9 protein-coding genes are annotated in these 15,309 nt (G+C 53.7%); 8 read left to right on the top strand and 1 reads right to left on the bottom strand.

Annotated features, from left to right (window positions below; translation table 11 throughout):
* Positions 1-217: 217 nt before the first annotated feature.
* From LOC67_RS00965 to LOC67_RS00930, 8 genes are all read left to right on the top strand, one after another.
* Complete coding sequence (locus LOC67_RS00965; protein ID WP_230260516.1) at positions 218-3,211, top strand: PQQ-dependent sugar dehydrogenase; 2,994 nt, start codon at positions 218-220, stop codon at positions 3,209-3,211.
* A 72-nt stretch (positions 3,212-3,283) separates the two neighbouring features.
* Complete coding sequence (locus LOC67_RS00960) at positions 3,284-3,886, top strand: hypothetical protein (protein ID WP_230260515.1); 603 nt, start codon at positions 3,284-3,286, stop codon at positions 3,884-3,886.
* A 132-nt stretch (positions 3,887-4,018) separates the two neighbouring features.
* The gene (locus LOC67_RS00955; RefSeq protein ID WP_230260514.1) at positions 4,019-4,855 is read left to right on the top strand and encodes a hypothetical protein; all 837 of its coding nucleotides are present in this window, start codon (positions 4,019-4,021) and stop codon (positions 4,853-4,855) included.
* A 43-nt stretch (positions 4,856-4,898) separates the two neighbouring features.
* On the top strand, positions 4,899-5,435 hold the full coding sequence (locus tag LOC67_RS00950; RefSeq protein WP_230260513.1) for a DUF1697 domain-containing protein: 537 nt from the start codon (positions 4,899-4,901) through the stop codon (positions 5,433-5,435).
* A 403-nt stretch (positions 5,436-5,838) separates the two neighbouring features.
* Positions 5,839-10,830 (top strand): chemotaxis protein CheB, encoded by a 4,992-nt coding sequence (locus tag LOC67_RS00945; RefSeq protein ID WP_230260512.1) that lies wholly within the window; start codon positions 5,839-5,841, stop codon positions 10,828-10,830.
* Between the two features lie 562 nt (positions 10,831-11,392).
* Positions 11,393-11,809, top strand: coding sequence for a hypothetical protein (locus tag LOC67_RS00940; protein ID WP_230260510.1), 417 nt, complete (start codon positions 11,393-11,395; stop codon positions 11,807-11,809).
* A 124-nt stretch (positions 11,810-11,933) separates the two neighbouring features.
* Positions 11,934-12,284: a hypothetical protein gene (locus tag LOC67_RS00935; protein WP_230260508.1), complete on the top strand. Its 351-nt coding sequence runs from the start codon at positions 11,934-11,936 to the stop codon at positions 12,282-12,284.
* A gap of 162 nt (positions 12,285-12,446) precedes the next feature.
* Entirely contained in the window at positions 12,447-13,265 is an 819-nt protein-coding gene (locus LOC67_RS00930; RefSeq protein ID WP_230260506.1) for a hypothetical protein, read from the top strand.
* A gap of 510 nt (positions 13,266-13,775) precedes the next feature.
* Here LOC67_RS00930 and LOC67_RS00925 read toward each other — a convergent pair.
* The gene (locus tag LOC67_RS00925) at positions 13,776-15,233 is read right to left on the bottom strand and encodes a DUF3300 domain-containing protein (RefSeq protein WP_230260505.1); all 1,458 of its coding nucleotides are present in this window, start codon (positions 15,231-15,233) and stop codon (positions 13,776-13,778) included.
* Between the last annotated feature and the right edge of the window lie 76 nt (positions 15,234-15,309).

Here is a 15,309-nt window from a genome sequence, read left to right as displayed (position 1 = left end):
TCTTTCGGCTGATTCCTGCGGGCCGGTGGGAATCAGCCGAACCTAAGCTTCTAAGGCGTAGATGGATGCTTGCCGTCCATCTACGTTCGTGGCCGTCTGGTACTCGCGACACCTCTTTCAAGTCGGCAACATCGCGTAAAACAATAAGACGGCTCCAACAGCGTTTCTGCTAAACTGTCCCGGTTGTCATCTTCGCTGTGCCGGGAGCCATATAACGATGCCTATCGCGTTGTTGCGTTTGATCTTTGCCGTCGTTGTCTTCTTATCCACGTTCGGCAGCCTGCTGAAACCGCTCGCCGCCGCAGATGACCTACCAAAGCGAGCCACACCTTGGCTGACATCAAAAGTTCACGGTACGCCAGACCCGCCATTGCCGTTTAAGGCAACGCGGACATTTGCCGAAATCAAACTGAACAATCCGACGGACCTCGTCTGGCTGCCCGACGCACGGCGTTGGATCGCGACACAGCAGCACGGACCGATCGTTTCATTTGCAAATGATCCCGAGACCGATTCGCTTCAAAACGTGCTCGACTTAAGCGATTGCCATCCACAACGTGTCAGTCAAACACTGGCGACGCTGTTCCACCATGACTTGAAGAAATACCCATGGTGCTTTGTGACCTACACCTACAACGGCGGTGACACCCCAAGCACAAGGCTCGTCCGTTTTAAAGTCACCGACCCATCCGTTCCGACCATTGATCCCAACAGTCGGCAGCTGCTTGTCCAGTGGCAACCGACCGGACACACCGGTGGATCGATGCAATTTGGGCCCGACGGAATGCTCTACGTCTCCGTCGGTGATACCCAAGCCCCTTATCCACCCGATGCCGATGAAACGGGGCAGGATCTCACCGATCTAGAGGCTTCGATTCTGCGGATCGATGTCGACCTGCCCGAAGGTGATGTGACGTATCGAATCCCACACGACAATCCGTTTGTCGATCACCCGAACGCCCGCGGTGAAATTTGGTCGTATGGACTGCGCAATCCCTGGAAGATCGCTTTCAATCCGAACAATGGAGACCTACTGGCGGCCGATGTCGGCTGGGAAATGCGCGAGATGATCCATCGTGTGGATCGTGGTCGAAACCATGGTTGGAGCATCATGGAGGGCAGCCAAATCGTCAAACAGGGACGCGATCCCCTGATACCGATCACGCCTCCGCTGTTTGAACACACCCACCTGGATTCGCGTTCCATTACCGGTGGCCATTACTGGCAAAGCGACCGCATCCCTGAACTAGAGGGTGCCTTCATCTACGGGGACTGGATGACCGGTAAGGTCTGGGCCTTAAAATCAGATGGGGATCAAGTCGACTGGCAAAAAGAACTTGTCGACACATCGCTGCAAATCGTTTGCTTCGGTTTGGATCCCACCGGTGAAGTCCTGATCGTCGGTTTTGACGGAACCATCATGGCGATCGATCGCAATGACGCCGAGGATACTCAGCAGTCCTTCCCAAAACGATTAAGCCAAACCGGAATCTTTGCGGATGCTGTCAGTCAGCAGCCGTCTCCCGGTGTGGTTGAATATCAAATCAATGCTCACCACTGGGCCGACGGAACCGTCTCTCGCCAATGGATTGCCATCCCCGAAGACAAGCAGTTGGGGCTTTACGACCGTGACGACTGGCAGCGTCCGATCGTTTCGGGAAGGTTCGAATTCCCGACCGACACCGTCGTCGCAAAAACGGTCAGCTATTACAAAGACCCAAACGACAAATCGACACTCACACATCTCGAAACACAGATCTTGCATCTGCCGGATGAGGAATGGCGTGCTTACAACTATGTCTGGGACGAATCTCAATCGGATGCTTTCCTGCAAGACGATGTCGCCACCGAAACGAAACTACGCATCGTCGACCAAGAAACTGACGACGGATACCGCACCCAAACGTGGCGTCACGCCAGTCGTAGTGAATGCCTGCTCTGTCACATCTGGGCTGGTGGAACGGTGCAAGCCTTCTGGCCGCCTCAACTGAATCGATCCTTCGACCCGTCCAACGATTCACAGTCAAATCAAGGTTCGGTGCAGACCAATCAACTTGACGAGTTATTCAAGCTCGGTTATTTCCGATCGGAATTTGATTGGCCCGAACCGATCGCGTCGCCACACGACAAGTCTGCACCAATCGAAGATCGAGCTCGCGCGTACCTTTCGTTGAACTGTTCTTCTTGCCACCGACCTCAAGGCGGCGGAACGGCGAACTTCAACTTTGACATCACCAAAAGCCTCAAGGCCAATAACTTCATTAACGAAATTCCCGCACAAGGAAATTTCGATGTCGAAGATGCTCGTGTCATCAGTCCGGGCGATCCCTATCGAAGCGTGCTGCTATACCGTGTCTTGAAATCTGGACGCGGTCATATGCCCCAATTTGGTTCAAACGTCATCGACTTAGATGGCGTCCGTGTGCTCCATGACTGGATCGCCTCCATGAAAGGCCTTGAAGATCATCATCAAAGCTGGCAGCGACTCGCAACGAAACTAAACGCAGCTGATTCCCCAAATGAATTGATCCAAGCAAACTTGCGCTCGCCGCAAAATGCACTGGCGATGTCGCTTGCCTGTGGACTCGGCGAACTTGATCAACCACTGCGTGACCAAATCATCCAGCTCGCGACGGCCAGCGAGAAACCGCTGGTGCGTGACCTGTTCGAGCACTACTTGCCAGAAGATCAGCGAATCGAACGTTTGGGTCCAAGTATCGATGCGGAATCGTTGCTCGCCCTCAAGGGCAGCATCGAACGCGGCAAGGTACTGTTCGAACAAAGCAACGAAGCCAACTGCCGATCTTGCCATCAGATCAACCAAGTGGGCAAATCGGTCGGACCAGACCTGACCGGCATCGCCGTGAAACAATCACCACAGGAAGTCTTGGTAAGCATTTTGCAACCTTCGGCAAAGATCGACCCGAAATACCGATCGCGGCAGATCCTTGGAACCGATGGGCAAGTGATCGTGGGAATCGTCACGCGTGAAACTGCGACTGAGATCGAAGTCGTCGACTCGACCGGAAAGCAGCAATCGATTCTGATCGAAGAGATCGAACTGATGCGGCAATCTGAAAAGTCCGCGATGCCAGATCAACTGCTTTCCGGAATGACTGCAGACCAAGCTGCGGATCTGCTCGCGTACATCCTTTCGACGAAGGTTCCCGCTTCCCAATCGCAACCACCCGATGTGTCCCCGACGGAATGACCTGGACGTGGAACCTTGCAATATTGAACAATCCGGATTGACGGACGGTTTAGCCCAGCAAGGAGACACACCGTGGCTAGTGGTGACGAACAAAAATCGAAGTGGAGCGACCTTCGCGACCTATTCGCCGCGACTCGTGAGGCAATGATTGTTGCCGCGATGGTGTTATTGATCGTCGTCCCAAGTTTTGTCCGCAGCCAACTTGAACGTGCCGGCATCAGTTCCTTTGCCGGTGTCGAATTCGGTATCGAAGACGTTGTTGACGCGAGCGAGCAGGTCGCCATCGCGGAAGCCGAAGTCGCAAAACTGTCCGAGCAGCTTGCTACCGTTCAAGCCAAACTGGACACGATGACATCAACCGGACGTTCAGCCAGACCGGAAGAAATCCGCGAACTCGCCTCTGCGGTTAGCTCCCTAAAGTCGCACGCCACTTCGGTTGACCATTCGCTATCAAAAACGTCTAACAAATTTGGCCGGGTGATGGATTTGATGCCTCCCGAACAGCTTCGTGAACTGGCAGAACAGAACAAACGCAAAGCCGCAAACGAGCAAGATCTCAGCCAAGCTCAATCGACCTTGAACGATCCGCCCGTCCAACAAACGCCACAGCTGCGCGGCTTCCTCGTTCCTCAATCTGCTCAGTCTAGCCTGCAACCTCAGCCGCTGTCCCGCTAGCTTTCGAGAGCCAGCAATCGGTTCTCGCATAATCATCAGCCCGTCGCTGCCTAGCCATCCAGAGACCGTTCGCCGGAACTATACTGGTGCCCATCGGTTTCTGTTGATGGTGCGATAGAGTAAGGGTTGAACGTGAGCGACGAACTAGCTGCAAAAATGCGGGCCAAAATCTCCGGCTCGAAAATCGAGAACTTCGTCGAATCCATCCAGGTCGACGGACTGAATTTGATCGTGACCGCCAGTTTGGACTACATCGATCTCGATCATCCGCGACGTGAAAAACTACAGAACCTGATCGAAAAGGTTTGGCGAGAAGAAAGCGGGTTCCAGTTCGGACAGGTCCGCATGCAGCTCGCTCAATCAGCACCGGCTCCGCCACCAGCGCCGACCGCAGCGGTGATCCAACCGCCTGTCCCGCCAGCACCACAAACAGCCGCGGCGATTCCACAGATCGAAGTTGGACAACAAGCGGCACCAGAGCCTCAGCCAACTCCGCAAGTCGAAACGGCAACCGAATCAGCCAGCCCGTACTCGACCGACTTCGGAGCCGATTCGCCAAGTCGCTTTGCCGCCTTCAAGTCCTTTGCCTCAAACTCGCAACAAGCCGCTCAGTCCGTCGCCGGCTTCGGTAACCATACGACGTATCGGCAGGAACGGTCCGCAGCGAGCCTTGTGATTACCTACGGCGTCTTCTTTCGCTGGATTGTGAACATCGCGACAATCGTTGTTGCGATCCCCATCATCGGTGGAGCGTTGTTCGGGATCGTCATGGCAGTCCTAGGTGGCTCGCTTTCGGAGATCATGCTCGCTGCCCTAACCTTCGTCATCGCGGTCGTGGGTGTAGTCGGCTTTTGGTTCGCACTATCGCTACTCGGTGCGTTCTATATCGTCTTTGGAGGCATCATGCGTGCGCTAGCGGATATCTCAGATGCCGTCAGCGGAAGCCATCCTGAAAATGTTCAACGCTAGCTGAAGCACCTGACGCGATAGCCTGTGTGCCAAAGAGATCTGTATGCAAACTTGGATCGCACTCTTTCGTGGAATCAATGTCGGTGGGAACAACATTCTTCCGATGGCCAAGCTGCGTGAAAACCTCGAATCGCTTCAGCTAAGAAACGTTCAGACTTATATCCAAAGCGGCAATGCCGTCTTCGAAAGCAAAGCAAAAACAAGCGGACCGCTAACGAAGAAAATCCAGCAGGCGATCGAAAGCGAGCATGGATTTCGCCCAAATCTGATCCTTCTAAGCAGCGAGCAATTCGAGGAAACAATCGAAGCGAATCCATTTCCCGACGCCAGCGACGATCCAAAGTCTCTGCATTTTTTCTTTCTGCAAACGCCGGCAACCGATGCCGACCTGCCGGCGATCGATGCGATCAAATCTGAAACGGAACAGTACGTCCTTACCGATTCCGTCTTTTACCTGCATGCCCCAGAAGGCATCGGCCGATCCAAGCTAGCCGCAAAAGTCGAACGATATCTCGATGTCCCCACCACCGCACGAAACTTCCGCACGGTGCAAAAGCTAAGCGAGATGGTCGGTACCTAGAAGCTGTCCATAAGACGTCAACATTCCCGATCGCCAAAGCGGATCAGTTCGTCTGCCCTGAGCCGTGATCGCGCTAGCGACGGTTTCTTCTGCTGCTCAATGCCGTCTTCCATAGGCCTGTAATCAAATAACCGTGGCTAGCGCCAAAGCGGATCATCCCATTCCCCTGACCGCAAATGCCGGTGGATACCGGAGGGAAGGCATAGTAGTCATGGCGGTAAACTACTAGAATATCATTCCCTTGCGTCATCTCTTTGACGCAATTTCGCCGAACTGATTTGCTGATCAATGCCACCAACCCATCTATGGCAGCTGGGAATGGCAACAGCAACAACAACTTCAGTTCAACCGAACTTCACGACTTCTCAGCAAGAACGCTGATTGAGGCGTCAAAAAAGCTGCCATGCCCAAACAATCTATCTTTGCAACATCGGACGATCATTCCCGGACCTCCGCTGGGGCAACCCAGGAAAGCAAAGAACACATCGACGTGTCATCAAGCACCGATGAAGCGTCCGAATCAGGCTCCAGTTCTGCTGACACGTCCTCAAGCACTGATGAAGACTGCGAGGATTCTGACGACGCATGCCAGCACCACATCGTGGCGATCGGCGCATCGGCCGGTGGCCTGGAGGCACTCGAAAGTTTCTTCAAGTCAGCCGCGACAGATGCGGGGATCTCCTATGTGGTCATCCAGCATTTGTCACCTGACTTTGAAAGCCACATGGATTCGCTTCTGGGTCGAATGACCGACCTGCCCGTCAAGGTCGTCAAGGACCGAATGCCTGTCGAACCGAATCACATTTATTTGATTCCGGCCAAGACTGAGATGATTGTTTCCGAAGGCAAGCTACTGCTGACCGAACGCCCGAGTGATCGAATCGTCAACCATCCGATCGACTTGTTCTTTCGATCCCTGGCCCAAGACATCGGTCGCTACTCGATCGGTGTGATCATGTCCGGAACAGGAAGCGACGGCTCAAAAGGAGTCCGTGAAATCTCAGAAGTCGGCGGGCTGGTGATCTCCCAAGACCCCTCGACTTGCAAATTCGACTCCATGCCGTTGAATGCACAAGAAACGGGATGCGTCGACCTGATTCTTCCTCCAGATACGATCCCCAACGCCATCGTTCGTTATGTCGCCAATGGTGAACCCGTCGAACAACTGCGAGAACAGTTTCAGCACCAAGATGACACCTCTGGTTTGGACCATGTTTTCCACCTGCTGCAAACCGCTCACGACATCGACTTTTCCAGCTACAAGCCGGGAACCGTTCATCGCCGAATTCAGCGTCGCATGGAGATGCTCGACATCAGCGATTTGTCTCAATACGTCACCTATCTTCGCGAGAATGGGAACGAGGTAAACGATCTCTACAAAGATCTTCTCATTGGCGTGACGCGATTCTTTCGCGATACAGAATCATTCGAATTGCTGACGACGCACGCCTTTCCAAAACTGATCGAACAAATCGAAGACAGCGAATTTAGAGCGTGGGTTTGTGGCTGCGCCTCCGGCGAAGAAGCTTACTCGATCGCGATCCTTTTAAACGAAGCCTACGAGCGAGCTGGCCGACAACCGAACTTCAAAATCTTTGCGACCGACGCACACCAAGAGTCGCTACAGTTCGCTGCCGCAGGGATCTACGACGCAAAGAAAATCGAAACGCTTCCCGAAAGATATAGGGCGAAGTACTTCAGAAAGCGGCGCGACGGATTCTATGTCACACCGGAGCTTCGAAGGCACATCGTTTTCGCACCGCACAACGTCGTCAGCGACCCGCCATTCACACAAATGCATCTGGTCACGTGTCGCAATTTGCTGATTTACTTGCAACCGACGACACAGCGAAAAGCGTTATCGCTGCTGCACTTCGCGCTCTGCACTCAGGGAATCCTATTTCTTGGCCCGAGCGAATCGCCTGGTGACTTAGCAGATGAATTTGATTCATTGCAAAAAGGTCACAAGATCTATCGCAAGCGGCGCGATCTTCGATTGCCTACTGAAGTTCGCATGCCGATCGCTCGTCGCCACGAGCGACGTGGCGTCAGTCCGTTTTTTCAAAGCGAACAGCAAGTCGAAACACGCAATGACATCCTTCCATCGCTTTACGACACCTTGCTTGGCAAGGTCATGCCGCCCAGCATCCTGATCGACGAAAACAATCAGGTGCTTCATACATTTGCCGGATCAGAGCCATTCCTGAAAGTCGTCATTGGGCGACCGACGACGAACGTTCTGGAAATGATTTACCCGGCAGCACGCAATTCGCTCTCCGCCGCAATTCAGCACACCTTGCGTGGTGGCGAACCGGTGCGTTACAGCGGTCTGCCCCATCCTTCAGATCCCTCTCGCGAAGTTCGTCTAATCGTCGAACCGATTAAGCTGGAATCGAACGGACGGCTCTATTTACTCGTCCAATTCGAAGACATGCAGGCGGCGGCAACGTCCTACACCGAAGCCGAGTACCACAACGTTGATATCGGAACGGTCGCCGCTGCCAGAATCGAAACGCTCGAACAGGACCTGTCCTACACCCAGCAAAACTTGCAAGCGACGATCGAAGAACTTGAAACGTCGAACGAAGAGCTCCAAGCGACCAATGAAGAAATGGTCGCAGCCAACGAGGAATTAACCAGCACCAACGAAGAACTGCATAGCGTCAACGAGGAACTCTATACCGTCAACGCGGAACATCAAAAGCGAGTCAAAGAGCTTGATGAATCCAACACGGACATGCAAAACCTTCTGGCCACAACGCATGTCGGGGTGCTGTTTCTTGACCGAGAATTGCAAATCCGCAGATACACCCCTGCATTCGGAAAACTGCTTTATCTGGAAAGCCAAGACATCGGGCGAAAGATCGAAAATTTCCTCGCCCGAGTCGCAGACGACACGTTCATTCAGCAAGTGAATACGGTACTCGATGAGCGACGCGAGATCGAATGGGAAGTCACGATCGCTGACAAGGTCTACTTTACTCGCGCGATTCCGTATTGGACGGGATCAGAAGTCGACGGTGTTGTAATCTCACTTGTCGACATCAGCTCACGCAAGGAAACCGAAGCCGACCTTGAACAATTCAAGTTCATGGCGGATGCGAGCATTGACGCACAAGCGTTGATCGACGAACAAGGCCAAATCACCTATGCGAATGAGCAACTCGCGAAGCTGTTAAACACCACTGTTGAGGACACGGTCCATTCATCAATTCTGAAAATTGACAACCAACTGGACCAGATCGGATTCGGCGAGGCCTTCAGCGAAGCACGTAACAAAGGCGGACTGATCTACGAAACAACCCTCCAAACAATAGAGGACTCAATCGTCCCGGTCGAAATTGCCCTGACCTATGTGACGCTGCGAGAAAAAGGATTTCTGTTTGCCGCAATCCGAGACATCACGGAAAGAAAACAAGCCGAATCACGACGTCGACTACTCGAACAGGCCATCGAAACTGTTGAAACAGGTGTGGTGATCTCGGATCCGACCAAAGATGACAACCCCATCACTTTCGCAAATACCGGCTTCGAAAAAATTACCGGCTATTCCGTTGACGAGATTCTGGGACGCAACTGCCGCCTGATGCAAGGCGCCGAAACCGATCCCGATGACGTTCAAAAGCTGCGAACTTCGATCAAAAATCACCAGTCTTGCCGAACCACCATCCGCAACCACCGAAAAAATGGCGAGCCGTTCTGGAATGACCTGCATATCACTCCAGTAAAAGACAACGCTGGCGAGACGATTGCCTATGTTGGCATCCAAACGGATGTCACCGAACGAATCGAAGCCAGCTTGGCACTCGAACGCAACGAACGAATGACTCGCCTGTTGCTCAACTCCACCGCCGAAGGAATCTTCGGTATGGATCAGCAAGGAACCTGTACGTTCTGCAACCAAACCTGTGTGCGGATGCTCGGATATTCGGATGCAGAAGAATTGATCGGAAAGGACATCCACGATGCGATCCATCATACGTCGATCGAGGGTGATACGATCAATCGCGAAGACAGCATGATGCATCGGGCGCTGCGGCAGTCTGAATCGGATCATGCCGATTCAGATCAGGTCTTTTGGCGTGCCGACGGAACCTCATTCCCGGTCGAGTACTGGATTCACCCTCTTATCGAAAAGGGCATCTCGATTGGCGCCGTCGTTACCTTCGTTGACATCACCAAACGTCGCGAAGAAGAACGCCGACTTCGTCATATGCAACGTGAAGCCGATGCGGCCAACGCTGCGAAATCGCGTTTCCTTGCCAACATGTCCCACGAATTAAGAACGCCTCTATCCGCGATTCTCGGCTTCACGCAGATCGTTGACGAGGAAATTGAAAACGAAGAAGTCCGCGATAAGCTTGCGACGATCAAACGAAATGGCGAATACCTCCTTCGCTTGCTCAACGACGTGCTCGACCTTTCACGAATCGAATCTGGAAAGTTCTCCACCGACCCGATGGTCATTCGTCTTGATGAGTTCTTGACCGATATCGAACAGACGATGCAAATGCGAGCCATCGAGTTTGAAACCGAATTGAAAGTTGAACTGGAAAACCCACTACCAGAATCACTCAACACAGACCCGGCTCGCCTTCGCCAAATCCTGATCAACCTGACCAGCAACTCGATCAAGTTTGCTGCCGGTGGACATGCCAAGGTTGTTGTTCGGCACCACCAGCGAGACGACGGTCAATGGATGGAATTCGAAGTCTCCGACGATGGCATTGGCATGTCACAAGAACAGGTTGATCGCCTCTTCGAACCCTTCACCCAAGCCAGCCAAACGATTCACCAACGATTCGGTGGCACAGGACTGGGATTAAGCATCTGCCAAAGACTGGCAAAAGCCCTTTCCGGAACGATCGAAGTCGAGTCCCGAGAAGGCGAAGGCAGTAGCTTTCGAGTCACCCTGCCGGTCGACCCGGCCACGGAGCTTAAAGATCTGAAACTGGGTGAACGCCGCGAAACGGATCCGTTGCCGCAACACCAATCATCCGACGACCGCTCCATCGCCGGATCCCGAATCCTCATTGCCGATGACCGTCGCGACATTCGCTACATCGCACAACACTTTCTAAGCAAAGCAGGCTGCTTGATCGAAACAGCGGAAAACGGCCGACAAGCCGTCGACAAAGTCATTGAGTCTCACCAAACGGGTCAACCGTTCAACTTGGTCTTGATGGATATCCAAATGCCAATTCTGAACGGGATGCAAGCGATCGAAGAAATTCGCAATCGCGATTTGGAACTGCCGGTGATCGCGTTGACGGCAGACGCGATGAAGGGCACTCGGCGCAAATTGATCTCACTCGGCTTTGACGAATACTTAACTAAACCAATCAGCTCGAAGGTATTGCTTTCGACCGTGGAAAGATTACTCCACCCCGAATAAACCCCGATGACGGGTATCGGATTGATGCCTAGTGAAAGTCGCAAAGCTCTGTATTCGCAGATCTGAAATCAGACGATCTTCACTGCCGCGAAATGTCACCGAGGTGATAAGAATCGGCGAAACTCCTAGAACTCCTAGAACTCGCGGAACTCGCGTAGAAACGCAATCGTAACATTTGCGAATTTGACCTACCGCATCGCCTGGCTTTCCACATTCGCCATTCATACCGGTCACTGGCGAGTGCATCTGCGTCGATACGTGAAGCTTTGTCATCAAGACTTCGTATCTTTTTCCGCCCGATTGGCGGACATTTGCTGCCGATAGTAAAAAGTGACGCTTGCCACCAGCGATGCGAATTATCTTTTGTGTGGCGGCGGACGGCTTGATAAGTCGTGCTAAACTGTGCCGCTGAAAATCAAACACCCGCAGTGCACCTTCACCACCTCTTTAGCTAAATCAGAAAGTTCCTTTGACCGGTATGGAAGCAGATATTTGTGGCAAATGCGGCGGAGTGCTAACCGCGAACGAGCGACGCACGAAGTTCAAGTGCCCGTATTGCGGTATGAAATACAATCTGCCGGGAGCACCGATCCTTGCTCGATCACTTCGCGATAACAATGTCAAAGAAGCAATCTTGCTCACCTCAGCAGACGAAGTACGTCCGCAAAAACGAAAGACGCCTCCCCGTGTCCCTCCACGACGCCGACCTCCACCACAGCAACCACCTCCGCTATCACACTCCGTATCCTCCTTTTTTCGACTTATCAACCTTGCGATCAGCTGGGTAATCTTCGGAACGATCTGGCTCATGATCGCGGGAATCGGGGTCGGAGGAATCCTTCGTTTTTTTCTGTTCCGCAAAGCCCATCCCGGTCAGTACTGGGAATCAGAATGGGTGACCTACGGCATCGGTGCAGGCTGGATGGTGATGATCCTAAGTCTTCTGTTGTTTGTCTCCCTCTTTAAACCAAGCCGTTAAAGGACGAGCGATTTTGGCGATACGAATTGCATGCCCGCGATGCCATGAACCACTGGAAGTTCCCGACTATGCATCGGGCCGTGTCATCCAGTGTCCCGCGTGTCGTGCCCTCTCCGAAGCCCCGATGGCTTTCCGCCCCAAACCGCCACCACGGGTTAAACAAGGTCCCTCGGAATTGGATGACCTGACAAAGACATTCCAGAATCTGTATTCCAATCCGCTTCCAAATCTGTCGTTGTTCCTAAGCTGCCTCGCGATATTGTTTTTCATGCGTCCTTCGCATGCCCTTATCATAGGTGGCCTCACGATCTGCATCGGCCTGTATGGTCGGAATAGCGTCGAACTGAATCCCAGCGGCGCTGACAAAGAGCAAAAGAAAGCGAAGTCGCTAGAGATCAAAAAGTTTGATGCCGCCATTACCGTCAGCTCAATCGCAATCGCCCTCGCGTTGCTACTGAGCTGGTTCGGTCGCTAGACCACGCGAACTTCATGTGTCGATCCGATACAACGTATCGGCGTCATGCGGCGAACTTCTACTTGCCTGCCGAATGCCCAAAAGCTTGCAAGTAAGACACAACGTCTTATATTAAAGAGAAACTCCAAAGAGGCGTTTAGGATCATGCGAAGTCGATGCACCATGTATCAATCGGCAGCGTTGCTATTGATGATCGGGCTTGCTCTGCCAAACGCAATGTCGGCCGAAGAACCGGCAAAGCCAGATCAGCACCTCACATACCTGGTCAAACGTCAGCAAGCTCACCAGCTGACTCGCAAAGAGGACCGCGTCTCTTGTTCGCTGCGGACCGAGCCGATCATTCGTTGGGTGAACCCGATCAGTGGCGCCAATGGTGGTGTCTTTTTGTGGACGATCGACGACCGGCCCGCAGCGATCTCGAAATGCCACATCAACGACAGAAAGAAACACTACGTCGAATCGACCGTTGTCCTTGCTCCGAACCTGGTACTGACGCATCCCAATCGGTCAACATGGATGCCACAACAGCCCGATTTTAAAGAGATCGCTGTCAACGAGACTCCCCGCTTAAAACTTCCTGCGACAGGGCGTCTTATCGAGATGCGAAAGCTTGCCGAAGAATTCACGATCACCGATCGCTGGGGAGAAGACGAAGGCGAGCTTTATCAACTCAGACTCATGCCGCGCCCGCTGTATCGGTACTCGTCTGAATCAGCGGGGGTGATCGATGGCGCGATCTTTGGGTTTGCGCAAGGGACCAACCCGGAAGCGATCGTGATCGTCGAAGTCATTCGCCAAAATGGCAGCCTAAGTTTCCGATGCGGCATATCGCGACTCACCGGATATGAGCTTCAAGCCACACGCGGAGGAGCAACCGTCTTTGAAGTCGCCCGAGTCAACGGCCCAGGGATCCACGACGGCTACCGCCACCACTGGGAAAAACCGATGCCCTATCCGATTGCGTTCGACGAGACCAAGTAAACCAACTAAATCGCAAACGGGACGTTTATACCGAACGCGATCACCATCTTTTACCCTGGCTCCCATCGCCCCGCCTGCGATCGCCACACCCTACCTGCGCTGGCGGTTGCAATCTCATACCCAGGCTCCCTTCGCACCGCGTGCGGTCGCCATCTCTTCCCCAAGCTCCCTTCGCCCCGCTTGCGATCGCCACGCAACTTACTCTGGCTCCCTTCTCCCCGCTTGCGGGGAGAAGGGCTGGGGATGAGGGGCTCTCCCGACCGTTCCTAGAACAAACCCACCGTCGCCAACCCACCACAACCGAAGCAAAAACCAACACCTACATCACGACGGAGCGTGATGGATACCGAACGCATTACGTAGCGGAAGCATCACTATGCAGCCTGATGGGTACCGTACGAATATCTCTGCGGGAGCATCACGATTGCCCGTCTTCCACTGCCCCTCCTCTGCACCACACCCGCCTGGATCGCAAACGGGTATGCTCATCTGATATCAAGACTTGATCGCTTAGCGACGTCCGCCTCGACCTGATCGCGCCCCTCCTCGGCTGCCGCCCAAACTGGTCCCTCGACTTTGGGTCTGGATACCATTCTGGACACCCAAGGATGATGAGAAGTTGCCGCTTCCACGACTGAAATCTTGTCTCGTATCAGCTCCGGTCACCGAGCTTGCTCGTGATGCACCTGCCGAGCGACCGAACCGGCTACTAGCGTTTCCTTCATGCTTCAGAGTATTCGATCGGGCACTAAGGCCTTGCCCGGCCAATGCCTCGTTGAAATTTCCAGCTTGTCCGCTGTTGCGAGCGAAAGACCGTTGAGCACTCGATGCCGATTGGCTCTCACGTGCAGTACTCTGCGATTGACTGCCGAACTGTCCGTCGCCAGCAGTGACGGAGTGGCTACCGTTGTCGGTCGTCACCGTTGATGTGACTTGCCCGTTCCCTGCACTCGTTTCAATGCTCGCGTTACCGTGCGTCGAATCGATCGAGCTGGACCCGTTGTAGCTGCTATTGCCAATCCCACCTGCGGTTCCGGCTCCTTCGTGTGTGATTGTCGAACTGCCGTAACTGCTGACAGTTTGAGTCGTTGCTGATCGGTCGAAGCTTGTTGTCCCATCCGCATTTTGCGATGTCGATGCGTCGCCGCTCCGAACGGCGCCGGCGTAGTTGCCGGTCGCGGGATTGTAGACCGCGCCTCCAGCGACAGAACTTGTGTTGTACCCCGAACCGGTATTGGTTACCGAACCGGCCGCACCGCCAACTCCATAGACGGTGTTGCCCGCAGGACCAGTCACGGCTCCCGCCCCGGCGACGCCTGCGACGGTCGTGTCACCATGGGGCACCTGCCCACTGACGGTGCCAGTTGTCGCTGTCGTTCCCGCAGGACCGGTTGCCGTTTGCGAAGCAACGTACACGTTGTATTCGTCATTCAATTCATCGATCACCGCATCAGCCCACAAGGTGGCCGTGTAAGCGATGTAACCCGCCGGGACATAAGCCGTGGGAACAGGAACCGCGGCAACATTCGTCACTGTTGCAGGCTGATTGGCGTAGGTCGCCTCGGCCATTTTGTAGGCTTTCCGGACACGATCGATCGCATCCCAAACGTCGTTGATTTGTGTACGTGCCGCGACACCGAGCCGTGCGGTCAACGCCAGTTGCGAGTCAAGCTGCTGAAGCAATTCTGGGTACTTTGCCAAAAACAATAGGCTTTCATCAGTTTGACTGTTTACCCCATCGACGGCAGCCACGTGCAACGACTGTGGGTCTTGAGCGGCCGACAGAATGTGTTCGATCACAGGGTCACGATAAAACGCACAACTGGAAACGAGCGCGTCCATCGCAGGAGGCGACAGCAACGCGACCGGAGACGCGTCGGATTGTTGAGCCAAAACCCTTTTTGAAACAACGTTGCTGACGGAAACAATTGTGATACCGATCACGACCAAGTGCTGGATTCGGCTCAATATTCTCGATGACTTCATGGGATGCCTTTGACAAGTTGTTGCGGACGAAAAGTGGTGTGCGATTTCCCTATCGATG

Origin of the sequence: Stieleria sp. JC731, assembly GCF_020966635.1 — a bacterium.
Taxonomy (GTDB): Bacteria; Planctomycetota; Planctomycetia; order Pirellulales; family Pirellulaceae; genus Stieleria.
This window is presented reverse-complemented; position numbering and strand designations above follow the sequence as displayed.

Coding starts and splice junctions, on each gene's coding strand:
- LOC67_RS00965 (WP_230260516.1), top strand. CDS start 218: ATGCCTATCGCGTTGTTGCGTTTGATCTTTGCCGTCGTTGTCTTCTTA.
- LOC67_RS00950 (WP_230260513.1), top strand. CDS start 4,899: ATGCAAACTTGGATCGCACTCTTTCGTGGAATCAATGTCGGTGGGAAC.
- LOC67_RS00945 (WP_230260512.1), top strand. CDS start 5,839: ATGCCCAAACAATCTATCTTTGCAACATCGGACGATCATTCCCGGACC.
- LOC67_RS00940 (WP_230260510.1), top strand. CDS start 11,393: ATGAAATACAATCTGCCGGGAGCACCGATCCTTGCTCGATCACTTCGC.
- LOC67_RS00935 (WP_230260508.1), top strand. CDS start 11,934: ATGGCTTTCCGCCCCAAACCGCCACCACGGGTTAAACAAGGTCCCTCG.
- LOC67_RS00930 (WP_230260506.1), top strand. CDS start 12,447: ATGTATCAATCGGCAGCGTTGCTATTGATGATCGGGCTTGCTCTGCCA.